Source organism: Streptomyces sp. R21, assembly GCF_041051975.1.
In the GTDB taxonomy this organism is placed as follows: Bacteria; Actinomycetota; Actinomycetes; order Streptomycetales; family Streptomycetaceae; genus Streptomyces.
In genome coordinates, this window is the sequence record NZ_CP163435.1 from 4,080,181 (window position 1) to 4,106,557 (window position 26,377).

At 67.6% G+C, this 26,377-nt stretch carries 15 protein-coding genes; 5 read left to right on the forward strand and 10 right to left on the reverse strand.

Translation table 11 applies throughout. The features are described 5' to 3' along the window. Positions 1–64 precede the first annotated feature (64 nt). The 3 genes from AB5J56_RS18185 to AB5J56_RS18195 form a co-directional block, all read right to left on the reverse strand. Positions 65–1,693, reverse strand: coding sequence for a succinic semialdehyde dehydrogenase (locus AB5J56_RS18185; RefSeq protein WP_369233799.1), 1,629 nt, complete (start codon positions 1,691–1,693; stop codon positions 65–67). A gap of 138 nt (positions 1,694–1,831) precedes the next feature. Continuing rightward, a complete protein-coding gene (locus AB5J56_RS18190) occupies positions 1,832–2,476 on the reverse strand; it encodes a Uma2 family endonuclease (protein ID WP_369233800.1) in 645 nt (214 codons plus the stop codon). Positions 2,477–2,568: 92 nt separating this feature from the next. Next, complete coding sequence (locus AB5J56_RS18195) at positions 2,569–3,048, reverse strand: ATP-binding protein (RefSeq protein ID WP_369233801.1); 480 nt, start codon at positions 3,046–3,048, stop codon at positions 2,569–2,571. A 240-nt stretch (positions 3,049–3,288) separates the two neighbouring features. Between AB5J56_RS18195 and AB5J56_RS18200 the strand changes: the two genes are divergently transcribed. From AB5J56_RS18200 to AB5J56_RS18210, 3 genes are all read left to right on the forward strand, one after another. After that, positions 3,289–4,140, forward strand: coding sequence for a helix-turn-helix domain-containing protein (locus AB5J56_RS18200; protein WP_369233802.1), 852 nt, complete (start codon positions 3,289–3,291; stop codon positions 4,138–4,140). A gap of 13 nt (positions 4,141–4,153) precedes the next feature. After that, the gene (locus AB5J56_RS18205) at positions 4,154–4,372 is read left to right on the forward strand and encodes a DUF397 domain-containing protein (RefSeq protein WP_369233803.1); all 219 of its coding nucleotides are present in this window, start codon (positions 4,154–4,156) and stop codon (positions 4,370–4,372) included. A 224-nt stretch (positions 4,373–4,596) separates the two neighbouring features. Continuing rightward, positions 4,597–4,974 carry a tyrosine-type recombinase/integrase gene (locus tag AB5J56_RS18210; RefSeq protein ID WP_369242626.1) on the forward strand — a complete coding sequence of 126 codons (378 nt, stop codon included), beginning with the start codon at positions 4,597–4,599 and terminating at the stop codon, positions 4,972–4,974. A gap of 31 nt (positions 4,975–5,005) precedes the next feature. Here the strand turns inward: AB5J56_RS18210 and AB5J56_RS18215 are convergent, their stop codons facing one another. The 4 genes from AB5J56_RS18215 to AB5J56_RS18230 all read right to left on the reverse strand — a co-directional run bounded on the left by AB5J56_RS18215 (position 5,006) and on the right by AB5J56_RS18230 (position 17,327). Beyond that, complete coding sequence (locus AB5J56_RS18215) at positions 5,006–5,275, reverse strand: hypothetical protein (protein ID WP_369233804.1); 270 nt, start codon at positions 5,273–5,275, stop codon at positions 5,006–5,008. A gap of 5 nt (positions 5,276–5,280) precedes the next feature. After that, positions 5,281–12,138, reverse strand: coding sequence for an HYD1 signature containing ADP-ribosyltransferase family protein (locus tag AB5J56_RS18220; protein WP_369233805.1), 6,858 nt, complete (start codon positions 12,136–12,138; stop codon positions 5,281–5,283). Positions 12,139–12,234: 96 nt separating this feature from the next. Then, positions 12,235–15,888, reverse strand: coding sequence for a LamG-like jellyroll fold domain-containing protein (locus AB5J56_RS18225; RefSeq protein WP_369233806.1), 3,654 nt, complete (start codon positions 15,886–15,888; stop codon positions 12,235–12,237). 32 nt (positions 15,889–15,920) lie between these two features. After that, positions 15,921–17,327, reverse strand: coding sequence for an integrin alpha (locus tag AB5J56_RS18230; RefSeq protein ID WP_369233807.1), 1,407 nt, complete (start codon positions 17,325–17,327; stop codon positions 15,921–15,923). 551 nt (positions 17,328–17,878) lie between these two features. Here AB5J56_RS18230 and AB5J56_RS18235 point away from each other — a divergent pair. Beyond that, complete coding sequence (locus AB5J56_RS18235) at positions 17,879–19,897, forward strand: glycosyltransferase family 2 protein (protein WP_369233808.1); 2,019 nt, start codon at positions 17,879–17,881, stop codon at positions 19,895–19,897. Between the two features lie 195 nt (positions 19,898–20,092). Then, complete coding sequence (locus tag AB5J56_RS18240) at positions 20,093–20,911, forward strand: hypothetical protein (protein WP_369233809.1); 819 nt, start codon at positions 20,093–20,095, stop codon at positions 20,909–20,911. A gap of 36 nt (positions 20,912–20,947) precedes the next feature. On the opposite strand, the gene AB5J56_RS18245 is transcribed toward AB5J56_RS18240, so the two are convergent. From AB5J56_RS18245 to AB5J56_RS18255, 3 genes are all read right to left on the reverse strand, one after another. Next, complete coding sequence (locus AB5J56_RS18245; protein WP_369233810.1) at positions 20,948–22,681, reverse strand: serine/threonine-protein kinase; 1,734 nt, start codon at positions 22,679–22,681, stop codon at positions 20,948–20,950. Positions 22,682–22,792: 111 nt separating this feature from the next. Beyond that, entirely contained in the window at positions 22,793–24,475 is a 1,683-nt protein-coding gene (locus AB5J56_RS18250; protein WP_369233811.1) for a protein kinase, read from the reverse strand. A 133-nt stretch (positions 24,476–24,608) separates the two neighbouring features. Next, a complete protein-coding gene (locus AB5J56_RS18255) occupies positions 24,609–26,324 on the reverse strand; it encodes a serine/threonine-protein kinase (RefSeq protein ID WP_369242628.1) in 1,716 nt (571 codons plus the stop codon). Between the last annotated feature and the right edge of the window lie 53 nt (positions 26,325–26,377).

Below are 26,377 nucleotides of genomic sequence, written 5' to 3' on the forward strand. Positions count from 1 at the left end.
CTCATTGAGATTCGCTGCGGGCCGTCTGTGGTTGCTCGCGCAGTTCCCCGCGCCCCTGGGTTGGCTACCTGAACCGGAAGGCCTTCATGAGCCGCAGGCTCCGGCTCATGAACGCCGCGTACTTCTCGTCGTCCATGCCGAGCGACGGCGCCATCGGCAGCAGCCGCTGCTGGGCGACGGTCTGGGCCTCCGTGTACTTGAGGATGCCCTCGGAGCCGTGGCGGCGGCCGAGGCCGGAGTCCTTCATGCCGCCCATGGGCGACTGGACGCTGCCGTACGCGGGCGCGTAGCCCTCGTTGACGTTGACCGTGCCGGTGCGCAGCCGGGCCGCGACCTCCCGGCCGCGCCGCCCGTCCTTCGTCCAGACGGACGAATTGAGGCCGTACGGCGTGGCGTTGACGAGCCGGACGGCCTCGTCCTCGTCCTTGAACCGGTAGAGGGAGACGACGGGCCCGAAGGTCTCCTCGGTGCATACGGCCATGGGGGCTTCCACCCCGTCGAGGATGGTGGGCTCGAAGAAGTACGGGCCGATGTCCGGGCGGGCAACGCCGCCGGCCACCACCGTGGCCCCCTTCGCGACCGCTTCCTCCACGTGCCGGGTCACGGTCTCCAGCTGCCGGTCCCCCACGAGCGAGCCCATGTCGGCGCCGTACGAAAGGGACTTGCCGAGCCGCATCGCCTTGGTGCGGGCGGCGAACCGCTCCGCGAACGCGTCGGCGATGGACTCGTGGACGTACAACCGCTCGATGGAGATGCAGAGTTGACCGGCGGAGGAGAAGCACGCGCGGACGGCACCGGCGGCCGCCTTGTCGATGTCGGCGTCCGCCAGGACCACCATGGCGTTCTTGCCGCCGAGTTCGAGGGAGACGCCGACGAGCCGGGCGGCGGCGCCCTGCGCGACCTCGCGCCCGGTCCGGGTCGACCCGGTGAAGGAGACATAGTCGGCGTACTTGACCAGCTCGGGCCCAACAACCGGCCCGTCGCCGATGACCACCTGGAAGACCTCGGCGGGCAGCCCGGCCTCGATGAGCAGGTCGCGCGCCCACAGGGCGGTGAGGCAGGTCTCGGTGTCCGGCTTCATGACGACGGCGTTGCCCGCGACGAAGGCGGGCAGCGCGTCGCCGACGGACAGTTCGAGCGGGTAGTTCCAGGGCGCGATCTGGCCGACGACGCCGCGCGGGTGGCGCAGCTCGGTGACGCGCGTGAGCGTGGGCATGGCACCGGCGTGCCGCTTGGGCCGCAGATAGGCGGAGGCCCGGCGGCCGTAGTGCCGGGCGGCGACGGCGACGGCCTGCACTTCCTCGTGCGCGTGCAGCCGCGCCTTGCCCGTCTCCAGCTGGATCAGGTCCAGTACCTCGGCCTGCCGGGCGAGCACCAGGTCATGGAAGCGCAGGAGCACGGCGGCGCGCTCCCGTACGGAGGTCGCGCCCCAGCCGACCTGCGCCGTACGGGCCCGCTCGAACGCCGTGGCGACGTCCTCGGGCGTGGACTCGGGCAGATCGGCCAGCTTCTCCCCGGTGAACGGCGTGTGATTGGCCGTACGACCGGAACCGACCACCCCCTTCGTGAGCTGGGCCACCAGCTCGGGCGTCACCACGTCGGCGGCGGTGCGGGCGCCCGCGGGGGCCGGCGCGAGGGGGTTGGTACCGGTCTGTGCCTGGGTCGCGGCCTGCGAGTCCGTCGAGTCCTTCATGAGGGGGAGAGTATGCCGGGGCGGCCGGTTTGGGTACCCGCCGGTAACGCGCTTTCACGCTCCCCCCACACCCCGCCAGCGATCACTGGCAACAAACCCGCTGATCAGGGGGTTGGGGGTGCGAGGGTCACGGGTTGATCACTCGCGGACGATCTCGGGCCCGATCCCATGCCCGATCTTGTGACCGGCTTCCTCGGCGTCCGGGCGTGCGGCGAACCCCGAGGTGTCGAGCTCGAAGTCGAACGGCACGGGCACGTGCAGCGGTTCCCCGAAGGGGACGGTGGTCCGCGACCGGTACCCCTTCTCGGAGGGGTCCCAGAACGCGGTGACCTCCTCCACCTGCATGTCGAGCACCAGGTACACGGGCACGACCCGCCCGTAGGTGTCCAGCTTGTCGAGCCAGTCGGCGTCTTTGGTCGAGTCGGAGGTCAGCTCGGCCACCAGGGAAAGAGCCGAACCGTCGGCGTGACGGCCCTGGGCGTCGAAGGCGGCTTCGTCAGCAACGAAGAGATCCGGCCCGAGACCGCGCCCGGAAGGGGGAAACACGAACAGAAACGGCGATGTCTCCGTGACGTGCCCCTGCGGGGCATGCGCCTCGACTTGCGTGCGCAGCCTGCGCATCGGACGCAGATAGCGCAACTTCGACCACGGCGACACGACGATCTTCCCCCGGATGAGCTCGGCCTTGTAGCCGTCAGGTGTGTCCAGTTCCTCGACGATCCGGAGCATGTCCTCGAAGGCTCCGGACGGAGGAGCGTCTATGGCTGTCGGACGCTCACTCATGGTGGTCACCGCGGTCCTCCGCTGATTACAGGGCGTGTCGCTGTCTCCACGGTATCGTCGCGCCGTTCCCGACGCCCGCCGCCCAGCCGCCCTCATGCGACGGCGGCGCCGTCGGCGGGGTGCGGCCCCAGCTCGCACCACAGCAGCTTGCCGCTCTGCCCGAAGAGATCGTCCCCGAGCGGGTAGCCGCCCCACGCGTCCGCGTAGTGGCATACGAGGAACAATCCGCGTCCACCGTCTGCCCCGGTGGGGATGGAGGGAAGGGGGCTGGCGTGCCTGTCGAAGGGAGGTGGGATGTGCGGGTTCGCGTCCCACACGCTCACCCGCAGGCGTGCGCCGGGCAGGGCGCGGAGGCGGAGGGTCGCGGGGCCGGTGGAGTGCCGGTAGGCGTTGGTGACGAGTTCGGACGTCAACAGCTCAGCGGTGTCGGCAATGTGGGGCAGACCGTGCCCGGAGAGAACGGCTCGCAGGGTGGTGCGGGCGATGCGCGGGGCCAGTGGATCGTGCGGCAACTGGAGGGCGTACGCCCAAGATGCGGACGCTTCGGACTTCGACGGCGATACGGTGACCATGAACGCCTCCTGCGGTGGGGGTACTTGGGTTCGCTCGACGCCGCCCGGCCGGGCGGTGGCATATCGCGTGCGTTGCGGGCAGCGCGGGGCGCTTCCGGCTTACTGGCGGGGGGGAGTTGAGCGGCTTGGGACTCACCGTAGGCTGCAATCCATGTACGTTTTGCGGAATCCAGCAAAACCTACATGGATTTCCTTCGTGTGGGTGACCGCCCAACCAGGCGTACGGAACGGAGCGAGGACATGGCACCAAGGAGCGCCCGATCAGCGCGCCGCCGCCGCATCGGCATTGAGCTTCGCCGACTACGCGAACGGGCAGGCATGACCGCCGTCGAAGCCGCCAGCGCCCTGGGCACCTCGCTTGCTCAAATCAGCAACATCGAGGCCAACCGCTTCGGCGTGAGCGCCGACCGCGTACGCACCCTCGCCCACATCTACGGCTGCACGGACCAGCCCCTGGTCGACGCCATCGCCGAAATGGCGGCCGACCGCACACGCGGTTGGTGGGAGGAGTACCGAGACACCCTCCCACCCCGCCTCCTCGACCTCGCCGAGTTGGAACATCACGCCACGGCCCTGCGAGTAACCCAGGTCATCAACATCCCCGGCCTGCTGCAGACACCAGAACACGCTCGAGCGCTCTTCCGCGAAGTAGTCCCTTCGCTACGCCCGCACGAAATCGAGTACCGCATCTCGCACCGCATCAAGCGCCAGGCCATCCTCTACCGCGAGCAGCCAGTGCCGTACACCGCGATCGTCCACGAGGCCGCTCTACGCATGCAGTTCGGCGGTCTTGAGGTGGCTAAGACCCAGCTTGACCACCTCACCGAGATCAGCCAACAGCCAGGTATCAACCTTCGCGTGATCCCTTTCGACGGCACGTCGTTCCCCACCACCGGGCACGCGGTGGACTACGCCCATGGCCCTGTGACCGCGCTCGACACGGTGGAGGTCGACACCGCTCATGGCAGCGAACTCGTCGACGCAGCCGGACAGCTGGAGAAGTACCGGCTAATTCTCGACCGCATGGAGAAAGTAGCCCTCAAGCCCGACACATCCCGCGACCTCATCCACCGCATCGCCCAGAACCTCTGACGAAAGGCGCCCTATGACGGACCACACCTGGCAGAAGTCCACATACAGCGAGGAAGGCTCCGCCTGCGTATACGTGGCCACCACCCCTGCCGGAACGATCCTCCTCCGCGAAAGCGACGAACCAGAAACCATCCTCACCACCGCCCAACCCCAGCTCGCCGCACTGATATCCAACCTGCGAGCCCGCCACCCGCGCCCGCGTCACCCCTCCTACCGATCATCGCCGACATAGGCCAGCAGCGAGATCACCCGTACCGCTGGACCAAATTGCAGCGCACCAACGAAGCCGGTCTCAGCACTCTGCCCACCAAGACTCGGGCCTCCGAGCGCCCGCATCGCCCTCCCCGCCCGCCGCTCCAGTTGCTGAATCGCCACGAAGAGCAGCATCACGACCTTGACACGGCAGGCACCAAGTGGCGGCGCGACTGGTACGTGTTCACCACGCCGCAGGGAAGAGTGATCGCCCCGGCCAACCTCACCCGGACCTTCAACACTCTCCTCCGCAAAGCTGGCCTCCGCCGCAGCCGCTTCCGCGACCTCCGACACTCGGCCGCAAGCCGCCTCCTGGAACAGGACATCGACCTCGTCGCCATCAAGGAACTCCTCGGCCACGCCCAGATCGGAGTCACAGCCACCATCTACACCCACGTCCGACTCCGCCTCCAGCGCGACGACGGCGCCGACCCATCCACTGTACGAAGCCACCGGCCACTGAACGCTGCCGTCAACTACTGTCGCCAGATACCTCTGTGGCCCCGTCGGAAGCTTCCCGGCGGGGCCACAGATTCTGAACCAGGGAAGGCCCACCAGCGCTACCGCCTATGGGCCTCCTGAGATCCGTCAGAATCTCAACGAGGCTATCGCCTCACTTTTGGTCCCTGTACCCCTCTACCTGTTCGGCGATTTCCTCCAGAGCCGCCGCTCCAATTATTTCTTCCAGGGAATCGCCAACAAATCCACGGGCTCGAGCGAGTCGCGCTGGGAGGCCGTACTCCACCACATATTCAAGGAGTATGCGGGGGTCTTCTCCTGCCCCGATGCGCGATAGCACCCGATCCAGGGAGACTACGTACTCCTCCAAGTCCTGGAACAATGTGGTGAATCCCGCCAGTTCTACTGGGATGCTCTGAGTCACATCTGTCACCTTTTTACTCGAATATTATCGACCGCTAGATCGCCATCAGCGACCCATTCAGTGACACCCATTGTCGAATTATGTCTCGATCGAACCCGGCCAGCCGGGACGTCGAATTCGAGCACGTGATTTCCCCTGCCTCGACCGATCCCCAGCGTGGCCTCGGCATCACGAGGACTCATTGGCTTTCCCTTCGCTGGAACGAGGAAGACTTTGTTCTGGTCACTTGCCCTGATGACCTTGCTCTGGACAATTCCCGCCTTGCCCCGCGCATTCGTGTAATGCCGCATCCGAATCATCTCTTCAGCGGCATCATCGCCACCTGCAGGACAGTTGTGAACCAGAACCGGAGTGGCGCCCGCCATCACATAGTACGTGTGCAGCTCACCGACGGTGAGGTTGTGAACCGTCGCCTTAAGCGTCGTCCACCGCTCGACCGCCGTGATCTGGACGTGCATGTCGGCGCTGGTGCGCAGCCTCTCCCCTGGCTTCAGGTCAGTGGCGTCCATCCATTCATCGAGCTCCGGGACCCAGAACGGGTGACGGTCGGTCGCCGTGACCGAGGCCGTCTTGTTGCCCTTCTTGCCGTCGATGTCGATGGTGACCTTGACGAGGTACTTGAGGCCGGTGCCCTTGATCTCGGCGGTGACCGTTTCAGTCTTCGTCTCGCCGGTTTCGGGATCGGTGGCCAAGACCTTGTCGCCGATATCGACGTCCTTGATCTTCTTCGTCGATCCGTCGGCCATCAACACCTTGGTGTCGGGGGTGAAGCTGTTCTTCACTGCACACGATGCGACATCTTCGAGCTTGTCCGCGGCCTTCTTGCTCCGCTTCCAGCCCTTGAAGGCGTCCCACAGCTTCTCGCCCAGGCCGAAGATCCGCTTGCCTAGGGCATACGCCTTGTCGAGCCGGTACCAGTACTTCGATGCCAGGCGCCCGATCGGACCACCGCTGATGAGCGACGAGACGATGTTGACGGCAGTCGCGCCGCACGAACCCAGGCTTCCGGTCGTGAAGCAGTCCAGTGCGTCTGTGATGCCTAGTTCGTCCGCGACGATTGACGCTAGTTCTTTCGCGATGGCTATCGCGCGCTGCTTGGCCGCGTCCGCCTCGGCCTGGGCCGCGCGCTTCTTGACCGCAGCGGCGGAGGAGTAGCCGATGGCCTGAGCCAGCGTCACGCCGGCGGCAGCCGCGTTCTGCGAGACTTTCGGCGCGCCCGGCTCGTGGCCGGGGGTGGTGTTCTCGCAGAGCTGGCACGGCCGGGTCGGGCAGTCGATGTCCGCGCACGTGCCGCTGGGGTCGGCGTTGGCGACCGGGTTGTTGTTGCCGTAGGCGTAGCCGTTGATCTGCTGCGGGTTGTCGAAGTTGATGACCGGGTCGGCCGAGATGAAGCGGCCGGTGTCCGAGTCGTACTCGCGTGCCCCCAGCGTGGTCAGGCCCGTGGACTTCTGGATCGTGCCGCCCACGAAGCCCTTGTCGTTGACCCAGCCCGACGACGAGGACGTGGACTCGTCACGCGCGTTGCCGAACGGGTCCGTGCGGCGACGGGTCGTCTCGCCCGTCGTCGCGTCGACCGCCAGCTCCGCAGTGCCCTGGTGATCCGACGCCAGGAAGTGCACTCCGCCCGCTTCCCGCATCGCGACCGTCTGGCCGGCGAACGAGTAATAGCGGGTCGCCGTCACCTTCGACGTCGCCTTGTCCAGGTGCAGTTCCGTGCCGGGCAGGTAGAACGTCTTCTCATCCGGGGTGTTCTGCAGGATGCGTTCACCCGACGCGTCGTACTTGTACGACGTCACCTTCCCGTCGGCGTTCGTGACCGTCGCCAGCTCGCCAGTCTTGTCCCAGTCCAGCGACTGGGTATCGCCGGACAGGACGCGGGTCTTCGTGTTGCCCGAGGCGTCGTACGTGTACGTGTCCTGGGACGTGACCTCCGGTGTGGTGCTCGTGGCCGCGGTCTTCTCCGTCACCGACGACACCGTGTGCGGACCGCCGGTCGCGCCGTACGCGTACGTACGTGTCGCGGTTCCCTCACCGTTCAGGCCGTGCCGCACCTCGTTGGTGCGGTTGCCCGCCGAGTCGTAGCCATACTCCGTCCAGTAGGGGGACACTCCGCCCACCGTCGAGGACGAGGCCCCCGACGAGCACGACGCGTCCGTACTGCCCGTGCCCGACGCTCCGTTGGGCGACACCGACGACGTCCACATGTTCGTCAGGCGGCTCAGCCCGTCGTACGTGAAGCACTGGACGTCGTTCGTGCCGCCGGTCGGGGTGTCGGCGATGGAGAGGATGTTGCCGCTCGCGTCGTACGTGTAGTCCGCGTCGTACGCGACCTTCGATGCGCCCTCCACGTCCACCCGCGACTTGGTCAGGCGATCCGTGCCCTGTTCGAAGGTGTTCGTCAGCCAGGACTTCGGGGTGCCCGAAACGCCCGTGGAGAGCTCCAACTGCTCCAGGTTCGACGTCGGCGAGTACGACACGTCCGTGACGTAACTTCCGCCGGTCAGCGAGGTGTTGAGACCAACCGGGCGCTGCAGGTCGTCGTACGCGTACCCGAGCGCCTCGGCCGGCAGGTCACCCGTAGCGGGCAGGCCCTGGCCCTGCACCGTGCCGTCGTCGTTGTACTGGGTGGTGAACTCGTAGGTGCCGCCCAGTTCCGGCTCCGCCGTCTTCGACAGGTAGTACTTCGTCGAGACCGGCTTGTAGTCGTTGTCCGCGTCGAGCGTCGGGTACGTCACCGACGAGTAGACGGCACCGTCCTTGTACGTGTAGACGCCGTACAGCTCGCCCTTGACGAGCGTGTCGTACTTTGTCACCGACAGCTTGGTGCCGGTGTCGGCCTCGCCCTGCCAGGTTGATACCGCCCGGCCCAACTCGTCGTACTTCGTCGACGTCTTGTCGCCGTTGATGGTGACCGAGGTCTGGCGGTCCAGCACGTCGTACGTGAAGGATGACGTGCCCGTGTCGGGGTCGACCGCCGTCTTCTTGCGGCCCAGCTGGTCGTACGTGTACGTCCAGACGCTCCCGGCGTTGTCCGTGACCTTGTTCATCTGGCCCGCGGCCGTGTACCCGTATGTCGTGGTGACCGAGGCACCTCCGGTGGGGTACTGGATCCGGGTTGTCGCGTGGTCACGGGCGTCCGTGATCACCGTTGTCTTCGTGCCACCCGTCGGCGGGGTGGTCGTGACGCGGTCGCCGCCGTACGCGTACGTCGTGCGGTACTTCTCCGTGCCCTGGACCTTGAAGACCGAGGCCGTGGTACGGCTCGCGCCGTCGTACTCCGTCACCGTCTGCGCGTCGAGGTCGGCGTTCACCGGCTTGAAGAGCGTCGAGGACGGGGCGCTCGATGTGTAGTAGGTGTCGTTGACCTTCACCACGCGGCCGGAACCGTCGTAGAGCGTGTCCGCGACCATCCGGCCGCCGTTCGCGCCCTCGGTCTGCTCCTGGCGGGGCCGGAGCAGGCCGTCGTACAGCGACCATTCGCTGCCGTACGAGGTGCCGTCGTTCTCGATCTTCTGCGTGTGGACCGCGGTGGGCGCGTCATCGCTGCGGACCAGGTACTCGTACTTGATCGACGGGGTCAGTCCGATGCGGTCCGGGAGCCAGACGGAGGTCAGGCGGCCCAGCCCGTCGTATGCCAGCTCGGTGCGCTTGCCGCTCTGGTCGACCTTCGCGCTCGGCAGGCCCCACTGGGGCTTGTACTCCGTCGAGGTCGTCCAACCGTCGATGTTGGTGACCGTCGACTTCGTGGCCAGGCCGTAGGTGTCCGTGTAGGCGGTGGAGGAGGTGAACGCGGTCGAGGACGTGTAGGTCTCCGCGTCCTTCACCACCAGCGGGCGACCGTAGTCGTCGTACGTGGTCACGGCGGTCGTCTGGTACGTCGCCGTGGTGCCGTCGTGCGAGGAGAGGCGCTTGGCGGTGGTCGGGTCACCCTTGGTCGGGGCCGCGCCGAGCGTGGTCGAGCCGTCGTAGTACGTCAGGTCGTCGGAGATGACCTGCGTGGCACGCTTGGGGGTCGTGGCACAGTCCACGGCGACCGTCTCGGTGCGAGAGACGTACGTGTACATGTGCAGGCTCGCGTTGTCCGCGTACTCGGGCCGGGTGCACTGGTTGTCGGCGACACCGACCTCACCGAGATCACTGACGTACTTGGCGCGCCCTGTGGTGGCGTCGTACCTGGTGATCGACTTCAGATTCCGCCAGGTTCCACCGCCCAACGCAATGTAGGTGTTGGTGGTTTCCGGCGCCACGTAGCGGGCGTAGCTCGTACCCCAGTCGTTCACCCGAGTCGCGGTCACCGCGGTCCACGGCTCGGTCACGGACTTCTGCGTGACATCGGAGCCGTTGTAGGTGATCGTCTCCAGCTCCTGGCCGGCCTTCCAGTCGGAGTCGTCGTACGAGACGCCGTTGGAGTCGGTGACCGTCGCGGAGCGCGTGGTGCCGTCCTTGTTCACGTCGCCGTCGAGGCCACGGAAGAAGACGTGCTCGGTCTTGGTGTTGGAGGCGGAGTTGGTGCCGTCGGACGTCTCGACTCGGACCTTGCCGTAGCCGCGCCAGTCGCCCCACGTGCGGTACTCGGACTTGGTGATGCCGTCCGCTCTGGTCTTCCGCCAACCCGCGTCGCCGAGGTAGGTGTACTTGGTGACCTTGTCGGGGTTGTCGCCGGTCAGGTCGGTCTCGATGACCGAGTCGACGACGTACTTGTGGAACCAGTCCACGATCGGGTCGGTCGCGCCCGGCGGGTTCCACTTCACCGGGAAGCAGCGCTTGGCGGAGGAGTCCTCGGCGGGGAGGCTGCTCGTCGTGCACTGCGTGTCGGCGTAGTTGACGCTGAGGACGCCGCCGGTCTCGTTCTTCACCGCGGACAGCCGGAAGCGGTAGAACGGCTGGATGTTGTCGCCGGTCGTGTCGACCCGGTTCGCCAACTGCTTGCCGTACAACTCGACGGACGGCTGGGTGACGTCAGTGCCGACCTTGCCGGTGTGGTCGATGCCGTTCAGCCACAGGGACTTGGAGTTGTCGCCGTTGTCGGTGTAGACGTGCCCGAGGCTCCACTCGTCGACAGCGCTGAACGTGGAATCGCCGGTACGGATCTGCGTGGTGATCTTGGTGAGTTGCTTGCGGGTCCAGAACGTCGGCGAGTTCTGCCCGGCGCACTTGGTGTCAGCCTTGCAGTTTCGGTCCCAGGGGACGTCCGGCCAGTCGGCGGCCGTGGAGTCCGTCAGGGCGGAGGTCGAGCAGTCGGTCAGGGAACCGATGCAGCGCTCGGCAGTGGTGAAGACGACACGGGCGGCGGGCTGGGTCGAGTAGACCTTGCCGGCGCGCTGACCGTAGTCGATGCGCTTGAGGTAGCCGCCCCGGATGTACGACTTGCCGTTTTCGGTGGTCTTCAGGCCCTGCGTGTAGTAGTTCGTCTCGGTGCCGTAGAAGTACGACATGGCGTTGCCGTGCGGGTCGATGACGTGGTCGAGGTTCCAGCGCCAGGCCTGCGTGCAGTACGCGTCGGCGAACGTGGCGTTGTAGCAGGGCTCACCCGAGTCGTCGCCGTACACCGGGACGGTCCAGGTGGAGTTGGTCACCTCGTTGCCGCTGGCGTAACCGGGCAGTCGGTTCTGGCCGAAGAAATACTGGGTGCCGTCGGCGGTCGTGACCTTCCAGTACTCACCGTTGTTGTCACCATTCGTGGTGCCGGTCAGGTGCTCGACCTTGGAGTTGTCGTCACTGCTGATCCGCCACGCACCAGTGGTGTCATCCTTGATGATCTCGCCAGAGGCGCCACCCGCGAGGGCGAGTGTGGCGTTGTCGAAAGCCCAGCACTCGTCTCCGTTCGTGTCGTCGTGACCGTCATCGGCACACGGCTTGTACCTGCGCTCGATGTAGCCAGGCTCGTAGGAAAAGCCCTGGCCGACCCACGATCCCTGGTTGTTCGTGGTCGCTGTCTGGCCGTCGATCGACTGGGAGTTGTAGCCGAGGCTCACGCTGGGCTGCAGGCCACCGGGGACGGGCGGCGCGTTCATCGGGTACGACCAGGTGAACGCGCCCGATTTGGTGTCGACGCTCCACTGCGAGGAAGGAGAAAGAGGGGTCGCCGTGTAGTCGCCACCGCCACCCCCGGTGCTCGCGGTGGCCGCGAGGACGGTGGCCGATGAGGTGCTCGACGTCGCTTCGAGCAGCTGCCTGGACGGACCGGAGGTGTCCCCGGCCGCGTTCACCTTCGCTGTCAGCGTCTGCTTCGCCGTGTTGTTGCTGCTCTTCAGGTACGTCGGCGTCGAGCAGCCCTTCTTATTCGGCGTCGTCAGTACGCACTCCGGGTACTGGACGAGCCGGAGGCGGGAGCCGTAGCTGCCACCGTAGGCGTCCGCGAAGTCCGAGTAGTCCAGGGAGACTTGGGCATCACCCTTGGCGCTCTCGCCGTCAGTGCGGGCGAGTGTGAACAGGACGCCGTCGATGCCCGCCGCCTTGGCCGCCTTACGGCCGAGGACCTCGACGCGTACCGACCCGGCGCCCTTCTTACCGCCAACCGCCTTCGCCGTAACCGGCAGGCCCTTGGCCTTGGCGGCCTTGCCGGAGAGGGCGACCTCGGCGCTGCCCGCCTTCGGCCAATGCACCTTGTCGGCGTGCTTGACGGCGGCCTTCTCTGCCGCGTCGACCCTCTTGAAGGCCTTGGCCTTGACGTTCTTGCCGCGGACCGGGTCGTCGAGGTTGGTCTGGGTCTTCGGTTTGGTCAGGCCCTCGTCCGCCGACGCCTCGGGGGCGTACTGCGGCAACAGACCTATAGACAGCGCCAGACCGAGGAGCAGCGCGGCGCGTCGGCGGCCACTGCGCCAGGCCGGTCTGGCAGACCGGAACCAGGGGGGCGAGGACATGACATCTCCATGGAAGTCGGGGGATGCGGAGGAGCAAAAGGGCAGGAATACGTGTGGGCGGGTGGCTGATCAGCCACCCGCCCACACGTCCAGGTGTTATGCCGAGGTCTCGTCGATGCTGGCGCCGGACGGCATGACCGCCACGAGCGTCACCAGAGAGGCATCCAACGGCCCCTGGTACATACGCACTTCGTCGACCGCGCCGGAGAAGTACTCACTCGCGGTCGAGCCGGTCAGCGTCCGACCGACCTGGAGCTTCGTCGTGCTGTAGTCCCAGGTGTTGTCCCAGGGAGCGTCGGCCACCGCGATGCCGTTGACATACAGAAGCACGTCGCCGAAGACCGCGTTGTAGACCAGCGCCAGGTGGTCGCCGTCACCTTCCGAGCTGGGCAAGTCCCCGTTGTCGAGGACTGTGCTGGTCACCGGGGCCGTCGCATCCGCGCCAGTCACGACAAGCTGCCAACGGCTGCTGGCGGCAAGGTACTTCACCTTGATCGCGCTGCCCCTCGTGCCGGACAGCGACAGCACCGTCTGGTCCTTCGTCGAGTTCGCCGAGGCGAGCCGGGCGCGGGCGGTCAGCGTGAAACTGTCCTGGGCCGAGAGAGGTCCGGTCGCACGGGTGGCGTAGGCGCTGGTTCCGTTCAGAGCCAGGTGCCCGTCGCCCCAGAGAGGTGCCGCTGGAGGAACGCAGTCGGGGTCGGCTTCGGGGTCGCACGACTCGTCGGGTACGTAGATGGAGGCGCCGCCGCCCAGCGTCAGACCGGTACCGCCTCCCGTCTCCGGCGAGACGGCGGCCGTCGCGCCGTCCAGCTGCCAGTACGCAAGCTGATGGGGCTGGATGCCACCCAGCTCCTGACCCTCGGCCTCCGGGATCACCCGGTCGTGGAGCTTGACGTCGGCGACACTGCCCTTGAGGTAGTTGGTGTAGCCGTCGAGGGAGAGCTTGCGGCCGATCTGCACAGCACCGGTGGCGTTCCAGGTGGTGCGCCGCGCCTGGACGTCAGTGGCGACGAGCTTTCCGTTGACGTACAGCATCATCTTGCCGACATCGCCTGCTTCGGCGTCGTACACCCCGATGAGGTGCGTCCAACTGCCCTTGACGGCCGCCGCTCCCGAGACCTTCCAGGTGCCGAGTGACTCCATGTCGCTGACCGGGGTGCGGAAGGTCCACGACGCGGTGTCGACGTCGTAGCCGAGTTCGAAGCCCGGCTGCGCGGTGCCGTCCTGGCTGACGACGGTGACGTTCTCGGTGGGCAGCGAGGGCAGCATTACCCAGGCGCTGACGGAGAAGGTGTGGCTGGTGTCGACGGCGGACGCGCCCGCGTCGAGGTAGGCGTTCTCGGTGCCGTCGAAGGAGGCGGCGGTGTCGGTGGAACCGAGGGGGCCCTCGACGCCGAAGGTCACGCCGGAACCGGCGGTCGCGTCGGGTGCGCCGCTGCTGCCAGCGGCCTTGGTGGCACCCTTGGCGTCGCCGAGGGTCCAGCCGGCCACGGGCGCGCGGCCGTCGCTGACCAGGAAGACATAGGCGGTAGGCGTCTTCTGCGGGTTGCCGGCACCGTCGATGGCGGTGACGTGGAGGGTGTAGGAACCCTCGTTCGGCGGCATCCAGCGGATCGTCGCCGGCCCGCCGGTCGTCGAGGGGGTCACCGGCTTCTTCGTGTTGTCGGCCTGTGGGCCGGTGAAGTAGTACGAGTACGCCGTCACGTCCGCGTCCGGCGAGTCCATGGTGAAGTCGCCATAGTCACCGACACCCACGTGCCAAGCGTCGTCGGCCGGGTAGGCCGTCGACGTGATGGTGGCGGACTTGGGCTTGGTGTTGTCGTAGATGAACTCGCAGCGGGTCTGAGTACCTTCGCTGGACCAAGCGCCATAGGACACCTGGTCGTAGCCACGTACCGACCAGGCGATGGTGGTGTTTTGCGGGATGGAGAAGCCAGCCTCACCATCACCGTCGACGTCATCGCCCACGGTGTACTTGAAGGTGGCCTGGCCGGTCTGTCCGGTGCCCGTCGAGGACTGCTTCACCGTCGTCGCGTAGTGGTCGACCTCACCGGAACTGGTGGTCCACCACACCTTGAACTGCGCCTGCAGTGACTCGGAGCTGGAACGGGTGTCGTTGTGGTCATAGTCTTTGATGACGGCGTAGAGGGTCGGCGGGTCGGTCACGTAGTGGTCGGTGGCATGGCCGTACTCGCAGGTATCACCTGGGACCATGCTCAGATCGCTCTGGTTCGGCTCCAACGGCGGCCGGTTGTACGTCACTTCGAGGTGGGCGTTCCCGCAGAACCGCTTCCAGAACGACGTGTCAGACTCACTGCCCGCCTTGAGACGGAACGTCGTGGTGTCCCAACCATTGTCGGCGGCCTTCTGAACGGTGCTCGTGACTCCGAAGCGCACGTTCTGGTTGGTCGACGTGCACGAACCCGCCGTCTCCGTAGGCGACTTGGTTGCGATCGTCTCCTTCGAGGACGGCTGGTTGGCCCAGTTCGTCGACGAGTTGATCGCGCTCGCGCCCGTACTGTTGGCGCGGGCGAGCTGTACCTCGCGGGCGGAGGAGCTGTACGTGAACACCTGGGTCACCGCGAACTCGGCGCTGACGATGTGCTTGTCCTCGAACGTCCCGGTCGGAATCGCGAAGAACTGACGCTTGACGTCCACGTTGGCGGCGCAGAGCGCGGACACGTCGGACGGGCAGCGGCCCACGCCCTCGTGGTCGTCGAACTTCCAGAACGAGGCTGACGAGTAGTACGAGGACACCATCGTCCAACCCGTGCGGTTGGCGGTCTTCACCACGGGGTCGATGTAGACCGGGTAGACCGTGTCCTTGTCGGTGAGCAGGTCCGCGTCCGGCGTCAGCGTCATCGTGTCCGACGAGACGTCTACGGCGACGTCGGCGACCTGAGCACCGTCGGGGGGCGTGACCGCGTCCGGGTCTGCGACTTCCGAGGCGGTAGGGGACACCGACGGCTCGGCGGTCGCAGGCGCTTCTGCGCCGCTCCCCGAGTCCCACATCAGAGGCTGCGGTGCCTCGAACACGGTTCCACCGGAACCCGTGTCGGTAGCGGTCAGACCGCCGTCCGCGTTCTCCTCCACCTTCAACAACGAAGTGTCGACGGACAGTTCGAGCTCAGCCAGCTCGGGGTTGGCCGCCGCCTTCGCATTCTTGACCACCAGCACGTGCGAGAAGCCCTCGGCATTCGCCGTGACGTTGAGGTCGACACCGGGCAGGACGTTCGCGTACGTCGCCGTCGAGCCGTCGATCTTCGGCTTGGGCAGCTCCTTCACCCAGTCGAGGGAGAGCGCGTGCCCGTCCTTCTCGATCTCGGCGAAGGTGGTGTCGCCGCCGCCGGAGAACGACATGGCGGCGAGCGCGGCCTTGGGTGCGTAGGTCCCGTTCTTCTGCTCGACCAACGTGGTGTCGATCTTCGTCCACTTGCCATTCTGGCGGGTGCGGACGGGCTGGACGTACTCGGTGGTCGTGAAGGTGCCGTCAGGGTTGGCGACGGTGGTGCTGCGCTCGTCGCGCAGGCTCAGGATCTCGACCGGGTCACCGGACTTCGCGGCCTTGGCCTGCGCCGCGGCCTGGGTGAGCGCCGGGTCGGTCGTGTCGGTGGCCTTGCTCACGGGCTTGTCCGCGGTGACGGCTACCTGATCGGCGGCGGGTGCACCGCTCATACCGGTCGTCAGCAGGGCCGCGAGGGCCGTGGCGACGGCGACGGTACGGCGTCTGCCGCTCTTTCGGAGCTTCATCGTGCTGTGCTTCCTCTTCCCCGAACCGCCGCTCATCCGATCGCTCCGAACGCCTCGCCCGCGTCGGGCAGCCCGCCCAAGCCGGGCAGGTAAGTGGTGGTGCCGGTGCTGGTCACGCCGTCGATGTCCGTCCACGGCAGGACGTAGAGCGCGCCCTTCGGGGAACCGGAGGCCTTGCTGTAGGGCACGCCGACGTAGAGGTTGGTGGCCCCCGCGGTCAGGGCGATGCCGGTGTAGTCACGAGCGGTGGCCGTTCCCGGCAGGCCGGAGCCGCGGGTGAGGATCTTGTCCGAGGAGCCGACAGACGCGTCCAGGGGACTGAAGATCTGGACCGCGCCCACATCCTTGACCGACGACGTGTTGTTGCCGGGGATACCGACCGCGAGGCGGACAGTGGAAGTGCTCGTGACGACGTTCGTGTTCGTGTTAGCGATCGCCACCCGCTGGCCGAAGAAGTCCCCGGCGATCGGGGCGCCCTCGACACCGGTGACGTCGGCGTCGATCGCCGCGAGCTCCGTGTACGCCCCAGACGGCTGGATCCGGATGACCGTGGCGCCACCCGCATCAGCCGTGGCCCCTATGTCCTCGCTCGGAGTGCCGACGGCCAGAAGCGCGTCGGAGTTGTACGTCTGGTTGCTGGGCCGGTAGCTCGCCATCGAGAGGGAGGAGCCGAAGCTGTCACCCGTCTCGGCGACACCGGAAATGCCCGTTGCGTCCTGGTCGATACCCACGAGCGGGGCGGGCAGGCCGCCGGACAGGGTGTGACTGAAGACGGTGACACCACCCGCGAAGGTCTTCCCTCCGATCGCCTCGCCCGGCGTGCCGACCGCGAGGTACCGGTTCGTACCGGCCAGTGAGTAGCCGAAGCGATCGTGCGCCTCGACCTCGCCGGGCACGCCCGGATCCTTCTGGCTCACCGGGACCTTCGTCGTTCCCTGGACGTACTCGACACAGCCGGCGTCCGGAAACGTCTTGCCGTCCACGGTCACGTTCTCGCCGGGCACTCCGACGGCCAGGTAGGGCGCACCACCGGAGGTGTCACCCGCCTTCACCGCGTAGCCGAACCAGTCGTACGCCTCTGTGGTCGTCGTCGCGTCGAGCTGTGTCTGGGTGTAACCCTCGATCGCGGAGCCCGCACCGATACCGGTGGGCATGCCGTGGATCACATAGATCGCCCCGGCGTCGACGAGCTGAGTGCCGTCCTTCGCGACGTCCTCGTACGGGGCGCCGACCACCAGGTCCGTGCAGCCGTCGCCGTCGGCGTCGTACGTCGAGCGGGAGAAGCCGAAGTGGTCGCCGGCCTCGGGGGTGGCGTCCATGCCGGTGGTCGCCTGCGAGATCTCGAAGACGCCCTTGCCGCCACCGAGCACCACACGCACCAGGCCTGCTCCCTTGGCCCCGCTCACTGTGGCGTTCGGGTCCGGAATGACCGTGTCCACAACGCTGTCACCGTTGAAGTCGGTCGCTGTTCCTGCCGTGCATGTGGCAGCTGCGGCTTGGGGCGACCCAAGCGAGACAAGCCCTACTGCCACGACGAAAGCGCTTGCCAGAACGACCGGTAGCCCCGCCGATCGTGTACGCGTACGCACACCCCACCCCTCGATCCCACCCCCGGACGGACACAACCCGGCCCATCCTGTGAAAGTTGTAAGGGATGACTAAATATGGCGCCAGTAAAGAATGTCAACCCTTGACGAACCGCCCGAGCCTTGACGGAAAACACGCGGTCGTGGCTTGAATTCACACTTGATCACCAAGAAGCCGCGGAACACGACACTCCGCAGCATGCGACGACAAAGCGGACATCGACCAGTGGCTCGAATCACTGCCTTGACCTGGGGCCTTACCGCGCTCTCGCCTTGAGGTCACAGGCGATGCACGGTATCTTCACAGTACAATCGGCACCTTTCCCCAAAGCGGCTCATGAATTCGATTTAAGGATTCCATCCAAGAGACGGGGCGTGCCCCGTATTACTTGGAGAGCACGACGATGGCCACGCCCACCGTTTCGGTGATTATTGCCGCCTACAACGCGATGCCCTATTTGACGCGCTGCATTTCCTCCGTTGCCGAGCAAAGCATCGGTCAGCGCGAGTTGGAGATCGTCGTCGTGGACGACGGCTCAACCGACGGCACAGCAACGGAACTTGAGCGGCTGACCAGGGTGTACCCAGGGTTGCTGGACGTCGTCCGACAGGAAAACTCGGGCGGCCCCTCCGCGCCCCGCAATGTCGGACTCGATCGCGCCCAGGGCCGGTTCGTGTTCTTCCTGGACGCCGACGACTATCTGGGGCCAGAAGCTCTGGAACGCATGGTTGCGGCTGCCGAGAAGAACAACACCGATGTCGTACTGGGCAAGGTGGTGGGAGTGGGCGGCCGAGGGGCGCCTGTGACGATGTTCCGTCGCAATCGGGCGCGGACGGACGTCTTCAGCTCACGCGCCTACTGGACCCTCAACCCCATGAAGCTCTTCCGCCGCGACTTGCTGGAGCGGCACCGGCTGCGCTTTCCGACCGATCTGTCCATCGGCGAGGACCAGCCATTCGTGGCCGCGGCGTACCTGAACGCTGCGGGGATCTCCATCCTCGCTGACTACGACTGCCTGTTCTGGGTCCATCGGGACGACGACGGCAACATCACGAAGCGCACCTCCGGTTCGGAGCCCCGCCTGCGCTTCCTCCCCCGCATGGTCGACCTGATCCTCGAGAACGTGCCGCCGGGCCCCGGACGTGACCACCTCGCCCACCGGCATCTGACCGTCGATGTGCTGGAGCTCCTCCGCGACCACCTGGTTCTGGAACCCCGCGAGATCCAGCAGAAGACGCTCGCCCGCCTCGCCGAGACCATCGCCCCTCTTTGCCACGAGGGCCTGCGCGAGCAGCTCTCGGCGATGGCCTGGCTTCGACTGCACCTCATACGGAACGAGATGCTCGACGAGGTCCTTGAACTTGTCCGCTTCGAGCAGGAGTTGAAGCGGACCGGTGGGGCCACACCGGTCGCCGTCGAGGACGGCCGCGCCTACGCCCGGTACCCGTACTTCCGCGACCCGGAACGCGCCATACCCGACGAGTGCTACGACGTCACCGACCAGCTGAGTCTGCGCCACCAGGTGACCCGCGCCGAAATGCGCGACGGTGCCTTGCACCTGGCCGGACACGCCTACTTCCACCGGGTCGCGACACATGACGTCACCACCGAACTCATCCTGCGCGAGCGCGAAAGCGGAGCGGAGTGCCGGCTCCCCGTCACCCATACCGCAACGCCGGGCCTCGGCGCGGACGAGGATCTCGGGGAGTACACGTACGACAAGGCCGGATTCGACGCCACCGTCGACATCGCCACCGCTGCCGAAGGCAAGGCGCTGGGCAACGGACTGTGGGACATCTGGCTCGTGGTCGGCGCCCAGGGTCTGTCCCGCGAGGTGCGCATCGGCAGCAAGCGGGCCGCCGACGTGTCCGGCAAGGCGGCCACTCACATCGTGGACACCGCCGAAGGTCTCCAGACCGTCACGCTCTACACCACCAAGCCGCACGGCAACTTCACCCTGGACATCGGCGAGAACAAGCACGAGGTACTGCCGCATCTCGAACTCGACGCGATCGGTTGGAAGGGCGGCATTGCTGCCGAGTTGGTGGTCACCGGGCGGTGCACGCTCGACTCGTACCCGGATGGCACTCTCACCGTGAGGCTCACCACGAGCGACGGCGCCGGCAGCGAGACGACGGTTGACTTCCCTGTCACACAGCCTGCGAACGGCGACACGTTCACTGTGGACGTGCCTGTCTCCTCCCTCTCCGCAGGCGTGTGGGGCGGCGAGCTGCGTCTCGCCGGCTGGACCGTGCCGCTGCTCCCTCTTCCGCAGGATCTGGCCCCGGCCAAGTGGCGTCGACGCGGCCTGCCTTGGTATGCGAAGCCGGTCCCCGCGGTACCGGGCGATGACGAGTTGTTCGCGCTACAGGTCGCGAAGACCGATCTCGTCAAAGCGATGGTCGGTCGGATGAAGTCGTGAAGGTCTGTCGGAGACACGGCTGACCCGTAGGCCAAGCAGGCGCCCATCACCCCAAGTTGTACCGCCCAGGCATATGTGCTTGACGATTCCTTGACCTTTGGCGCATAGTCCTGCTTCACCTCCCACTTGGTGTTCACGTCAAGCACTTGGGCGACTCAGTCGTCCCTGTCTGCGCTCCGAAGGAATCCCCAGAACATGAAGAGATCCGCGCTGCCCCGCGCCGCCGCCACCGTCGTCACGTCCGCTCTCTCGCTCGCCCTGCTGACGGGCTGCGGCAGTGGTGACGACGACGCCAAGGGCGCCGACGCGAAGGAGTCGGCGACCGCTGCCGCGAAGGCGCTCGGCAGTGCTGAGCTGGAGAAGCTGATCATCGCCACGGGCGATGTCGACGGGTACAAGGTCTCGGCGGCCGACAAGTCGCAGCAGTTCGCGTCGTCGAAGGACGAGGTGAAGGTCGTCGACGAGAAGTGCGCGCCGATCGCGTATGTGCTCACCGGGTTCGCTCCCGGGGACTCGGCCGCGTATGTCAACCGGCAGGCGACGGAGGTGGCCGCGAAGCCGAGTGCCTCCTCCACCAAGAGCCTGGAGGACATGACCGACGAGGAGCTCGACGACGCGATGAAGGGGATCACCGACGCACTCGGGCAGACCCTGACCATCGTGTCGCTCTCCTCCTACGAGGGCGACGGCGCGAAGAAGACCCTGTCGTCCGTGTCCGACGCGATCGCCGGGTGCGCCGGCGGGTTCACGGCCACGGCCAAGGGCGACACGCAGAAGTTCACGAAGGTCGAGAAGGAGAAGGCCTCCGGGACGGGTGACGAGTCGCTGGCGTTCGCCGTGACCGGCGACGCGGACGGCGACAAGGTCGTGGTGCACGGCGAGGTCGTACGGCACGGCGGCACCGTCGCCACGTACTACTCGATCAGCCTGGCTGCCTTCGCGGGTGAAGGGGACGCCGCCGAGTACGACATCCCCGCCGAGATCACCAAGGGGCAGGCCGCCAAGCTCAGCTGAATCAGGCCGAGTCGAGCCCGAGCCGACCTCAGGTCCTCACAGCTTGTCGATGTCCAGGTTCGCGATCGCCGTCTTCGCGACTTCACGGCCCCGCGCCGTGAAGTCGCCCTGGCCGGGGTAACTGACCGTGAGCTTGTACATGTTGCCCGCCGAGTTCTTGTAGTAGAAGATCCTCACCTCGCGGGGGCGGGGGTTCTGGCTGTCGGTGGTCGTGTAGATCACCGTGTTCTCGGCGGCGTCCTTGCCGTGGTACTTGGTCTGCTCCGTGTGCGTCTTCGGGCCCTCCGGCATGTCGAGTTCGTACTCGCCGCTCTCCTTGAAGTCGCCGTTGTCGGCGTACATTTCGGCGGCGGCGGAGTCCTTGATCTGGTGGCTCGTGTCCTGCGACTTCTTGTCGAGGTTCAGGCCGATCCAGATGCTGCCGCTCAGGTCGGTGTACGTCACCCAGTTCTTGTCCGTGCCCGACGCGTCCTTCTCCGGCCTGCCCACCTTGTAGTGCTCGGGTACGGCGAGGGTCGCGCCCAGTGCCTTCTCGTCGACCTTCTTCCAGCCGTCCGGCAGGGGTCCCGCGAACGGGTCGGCGATCACCAAGTACGCCACCACCGCGGCCGCCACGATCGCCGCGCCGAGACCGATCAGGGCCTTACGACCGACATGGATGCCCTTGCCGGACGCGGGGGCGGGGGCGCCGGGATCCGCGACCTGAACGATCTGTGTCGGAGCCGGAGCCGGCGGCGTGGCCGCCTCCTGGAGCAGATGGCGGACCTGGGCGGCGTTCGGGCGGCGGGACGGGTCCTTGTCGAGCAGGCCGTTGATGGCCTGGGCGAGGGGGCCCGTCGCCGAAGCGGGCGCCGCGGGCGTGGCATTGAGGACCGACTGGAGCGTGGCCGGGGTGTTGCTGCGGCGGAACGGCGAGACGCCCTCCGTAGCCGCGTAGAGCACCACACCGAGCGACCAGAGGTCGGAGGCCGGGCCGGGGCGCTGGCCCAACACCCGTTCCGGCGCGATGTATTCGGGCGAGCCGACGAAGCCGCCGGTGTCCGTCAGGTTCGTCTCGCCCTCGATCTGGGCGATGCCGAAGTCGGTGAGCACGACGCGGTCGTGGCGGCCGAGCAGGACGTTGTCGGGCTTGACATCGCGGTGGAGGATTCCCGCCGCGTGCGCCGCCTCCAGCGCGCCGAGCACCTCCAGGCCGACACGCGCCGCCTCGCGCACCCCGAGCGTGCCCTCCTGGAGCGCGTCGCCCAGGGAGCGGCCGTGGACCAACTCCATGACGATCCAGGGCTGTCCGTCCACGACCGCGACGTCGTGGACGTTCACGACCGCCGGGTGGTCGAGCCGGGCCGCGGCGCGTGCCTCGCGGCGCATTCGCTCGAAGGCGTTGGAACGTTCACGCTCGGGAAGATGGTCCGGGACACGGGGTTCCTTGACCGCGACCTCGCGGTCCACCGTCTCGTCCTTGGCCCGCCACACCGTGCCCATGCCGCCGTGGCCGAGCTTCGAGAGCAGGCGGTAACGACCGGCGATGAGCCGCCCGACGCCGGGGTCGTCCTGCGAGGGCTGCGAGGGTTGCGAGGGCTGTGACGGCGCCTGCGCCGGCCCTTGAGCGAGCACCTGCTGCTCAGGAACGACCTGTGTAGGCGCGGCATACGGATTGCCCGCGTACGGCACACCCGGCTGCTGGGCCGGCACACCACCCGGCCTCGGCGGCTGCAGGCCGAAACTCGTTGGCTCGTCGGCTCCGTAGGGGGCTCCCCCGTTGCTGCTCATGGCTTCATGCATATCGCGCCAGGAGCCCCTGCTACCACCCCGGTCGCTTTCCGGTCACACACCCGTGACGCGAGCCACCCGATATCCCCTGCTTGCCGCGATATCTCCCGTTTACGACGGTACGAACGTATCCACCGCCACGTCGAAGTACTCCCTCGCCTCCCGCACCTTCCCGACCGGCGCCGAGACCCACACGTCGTACATCCGCCCGCCCTCCTCCCAGCAGAGGTCGTACGTGTGCCGCGCGCCCTCCGCCCTGGTGAAGCCGTCCCAGGTGAACTCCCAGAGAGCGGCGGGATGTTGGCCGTGCGTGGTCTCCGTGACCCGGCCGTCGCGGTAGCCCGGGTTCGTGGACGGCCCGTCGGCGGCAGCGCGCCGCATCACGCCGGTCGGCCCGCCCTCCTCGGGGTCGGCCACCTTGATGCCGAGGCGGATGACCTCCCCGGACGACATGTAGAAGGTCCGCTCGCCCTGCGCCACGCGCGTGAACCCCTCGGGCACCGCGAGCGTGAAGCCGTTCGCGTCGGACGCCAGGCGGTACCCCGAAGGCGCCGTGCTGTGCGTGGCGGGCGAGGCGTTCGACGAGCGGGTCACCGTCACGGTCGGACCGGGCGTGCTCGCGGAAGGGGACGCGGTGCTCGGCGTCGTACCGGGCGAAGTGCCCGGCGAGGTGTGCGGTGCCGTACTCGTCGGCGTGCCCCCGTGTCCGCCGCCCCCGTCGTCCTTCATCAGCAGCGCCGCCGCCGACACGCCCGCCCCGGCCATCGCGGCGACCAGCGCGGCGGCGACGAGGACGGCCCGCGTGGAGCGCTTCGGCGGTGGCTGCGCGGCCCCGGACGCCTGAGGTCGCGAGATCTGCCGCGTCGGCACGTCCCGCTTCAGCGTGTCCTTCTTCAGTGCGACGCGCTGTGTGGGCGTGTAGCCGGGGGTCCCGGGCGCCGGACGCGGCGTACGGCCCGTGTCGCGGAAGACCCGCAGCATCCGCTCGGCCTCCGCCGCGTCGAGGCGGCGTTCCGGATCCCGCTCCAGCAATCCTCGTACGACGGGAAGGATCGGCCCGGCCTGGGCGGGCGGACGTATCTCGTCGAAGACCACCGCGTGCAGGATGCCGCCCAACGAGTCGCGGCGGAACGGCGATTCACCGCTCAAGGCCGTGCACAGCAGCGCGCCCAGCGACCACAGGTCGGACTCGGGGCCGGTCCTGACCCCGGACATCCGCTCGGGCGCGGTGTACTCGGGCGAGCCGACGAACGCGCCGTGCTCGGTGAGCGTCGTCGCGCCCGCGACCTGCGCGATGCCGAAGTCGGTGAGGACGACACGGTCGCCACGGTCGCCGCCCGCCTCGACCAGGACGTTCGCGGGCTTGATGTCACGGTGCAGGACGCCCGCGTCGTGCGCGCGGCGCAGCGCGCTCAGGAGGTCGATGCCGATCCGGGCGGCCTCGCGGGCGTCGACGGGACCGCGCCTGGAGATCCGGTCGGCCAGCGAACCGCCGTCGATCAACTCCATGACGATGTACGGCCGTTCGTCCTCCACGACGACGTCATGGACGACGATGATGTGCGGGTGGCGCAGCTGCGCGATCGCGCGGGCCTCGCGCAGGGTGCGGTCGCGCTGGAGCCTGGACTCCTGCTCGGAGAGCGAGTCGTCGAGGGCGATCTCCTTGACGGCGACCTGGCGGCCCAGCAGTTGGTCGGTAGCCCGCCAGACGACGCCCATGCCGCCCCGGCCGATCCTGCTCTCCAGCCGGTAACGGCCCGCGATGACGCGGACGTTGCCCCCCTCGGTCCCCATGCGCCCCATCATGCCGCACCGGACGGATAGCCTCCGGGGCGCCGACCCCGCGGCGGCCGCCGACCGGCTTGTATCAGCCGCGTGCGCGACGGCATCCGTTCATCGACTCGGTGCACGCAACGGCGGCTGCTCATCAGCTCGGTGGGCGCCAGCCGCGCAGGATCGCGTCGAACTGCGGGCGGGTGGTGGCCCAGTCCGCCGCCGGCGCGGACAGGTAGATGGCGTACTCGACGCCGTCACGGCCGAGGTACGTCTCCTCGATGGCACGGCGCTCGCCCGGGAACTCCGTCTGCTTCGGCAGCGCGGTCCAGGTGAAGTCCCACAGGGAACCGCTGCAGTCGCGGAAGGTGTTGGACTGCAGACTCACCCGGTTGTAGTCCTGGAGGCGCTGCAACTGCTGCTCCAGGTCGAGCTGGTGCATGTACGGGTTGTCGAAGTCCGGGGAGTCGTCGATGGCGATGCGGACGAAGTGCTTGCCACCGTCCGGCGTGTAGTCGATCTGGTTGCCGTCGGTCTGCCGCTTCCAGCCCTTGGGCAGGGCGAGGCTGAATCCTTCGACGTCTTCCTGGCGCTCCCAGTCCTTGGGGACGGCGCCGGCGGGCGCCTTGCTGCTCGTCCCGGAAGGGCCGGTGCTGGGGCTGCCGCCTGCCGACTCGGAACTCGCCGAGTTCCCGGCGTCCTTGTGCTTCAGGCCGTCCGCGTACTTCATGGCCAGGCCGCCGCCGATACCGACGACCGCCGCGAGCACGGCCACCAGGGCGATGTTGCGCGCGCGTCTGCGCCCCCGCGACGCGGGAACGGGGAAGGGCGGCGTGTGCGCGGACATGGGCTCGTGCAGCGTCGCACCGGGCGGGCCGGATACGCCGGGCATGCCCGGCGCGGGCGTGCCCGGCGAGTGATAGCCCGGCGCCGGATAGCCGGGCATCTGCCGGCCCGGCACATAGGTGGCCCCACCCGCGCGGCCCGCCGCCGATCCGTGGTCCCGGCCGGTGTCCACATGCTGCGTCGGCACGTACGCCTGCGCCGCCCTCGGCCGTCGCCCCTCGGCGGCCTCGGCGAGCATCTGCTCGGCCTCCTCCATGCCGGGGCGCCCGGCGGGATCCTTGTGCAGCAGAGCCGAGATGACCGGCCCCAACGCGCCCGCGTACTGCGGCAGGGCGGGCTCTTCCTCGACCACCGCCTGCATGGTGCTGAGCGGCGAGGTCCGCCGGAACGGCGACCGCCCCTCCACCGCCGTGTACAGCGTCGCGCCCAGCGCCCACAGGTCGGAGGACGGCCCGGGGTCGTGGCCGCGCACCCGCTCGGGCGCGAGGTAGTCGACCGAGCCGACGATCTCGCCGGTGCGCGTGATGGTGCTGTCGCCCTCGACCTGCGCGATCCCGAAGTCGGTCAGCAGGACGCGCCGGTCGACGGAGAGGAGTACGTTCCCGGGCTTCACATCGCGGTGCAGCACACCGGCGGCATGCGCGGCCCGCAGCGCGCGCAGCACCCACAGGCCGATCCGCGCCGCCTCGGCGGGCTCGACGCGCCCCTGCTCCTTGACCTCGTCGGCCAGCGAGTTGCCCTCGACCAGCTCCATGACGATCCACGGCCGGTTGTCGTGCTCCAGGACGTCGTGCACGGTGACGACGGCCGAGTGGTTGATACGGGCAGCGGCCCGCGCCTCGGCGTGAGTTCGCGCGAGCAGGACCGCCCGGTCACTCTCCGTGACATACAGGGCGGCGGTCAACTCCTTTACGGCGACGGCTCGGTGGAGCACCTCGTCGTGCGCGCGCCATACGCGGCCCATGCCACCGCTGCCGATCGAGTCGACAAGCCGGTAGCGGCCCGCGAGGAGCAGGCCCTGCATCTGATTCACGTTTCCCCGCAATGGTCTTGACGAGGTCAGACTAAAGAGCGGTC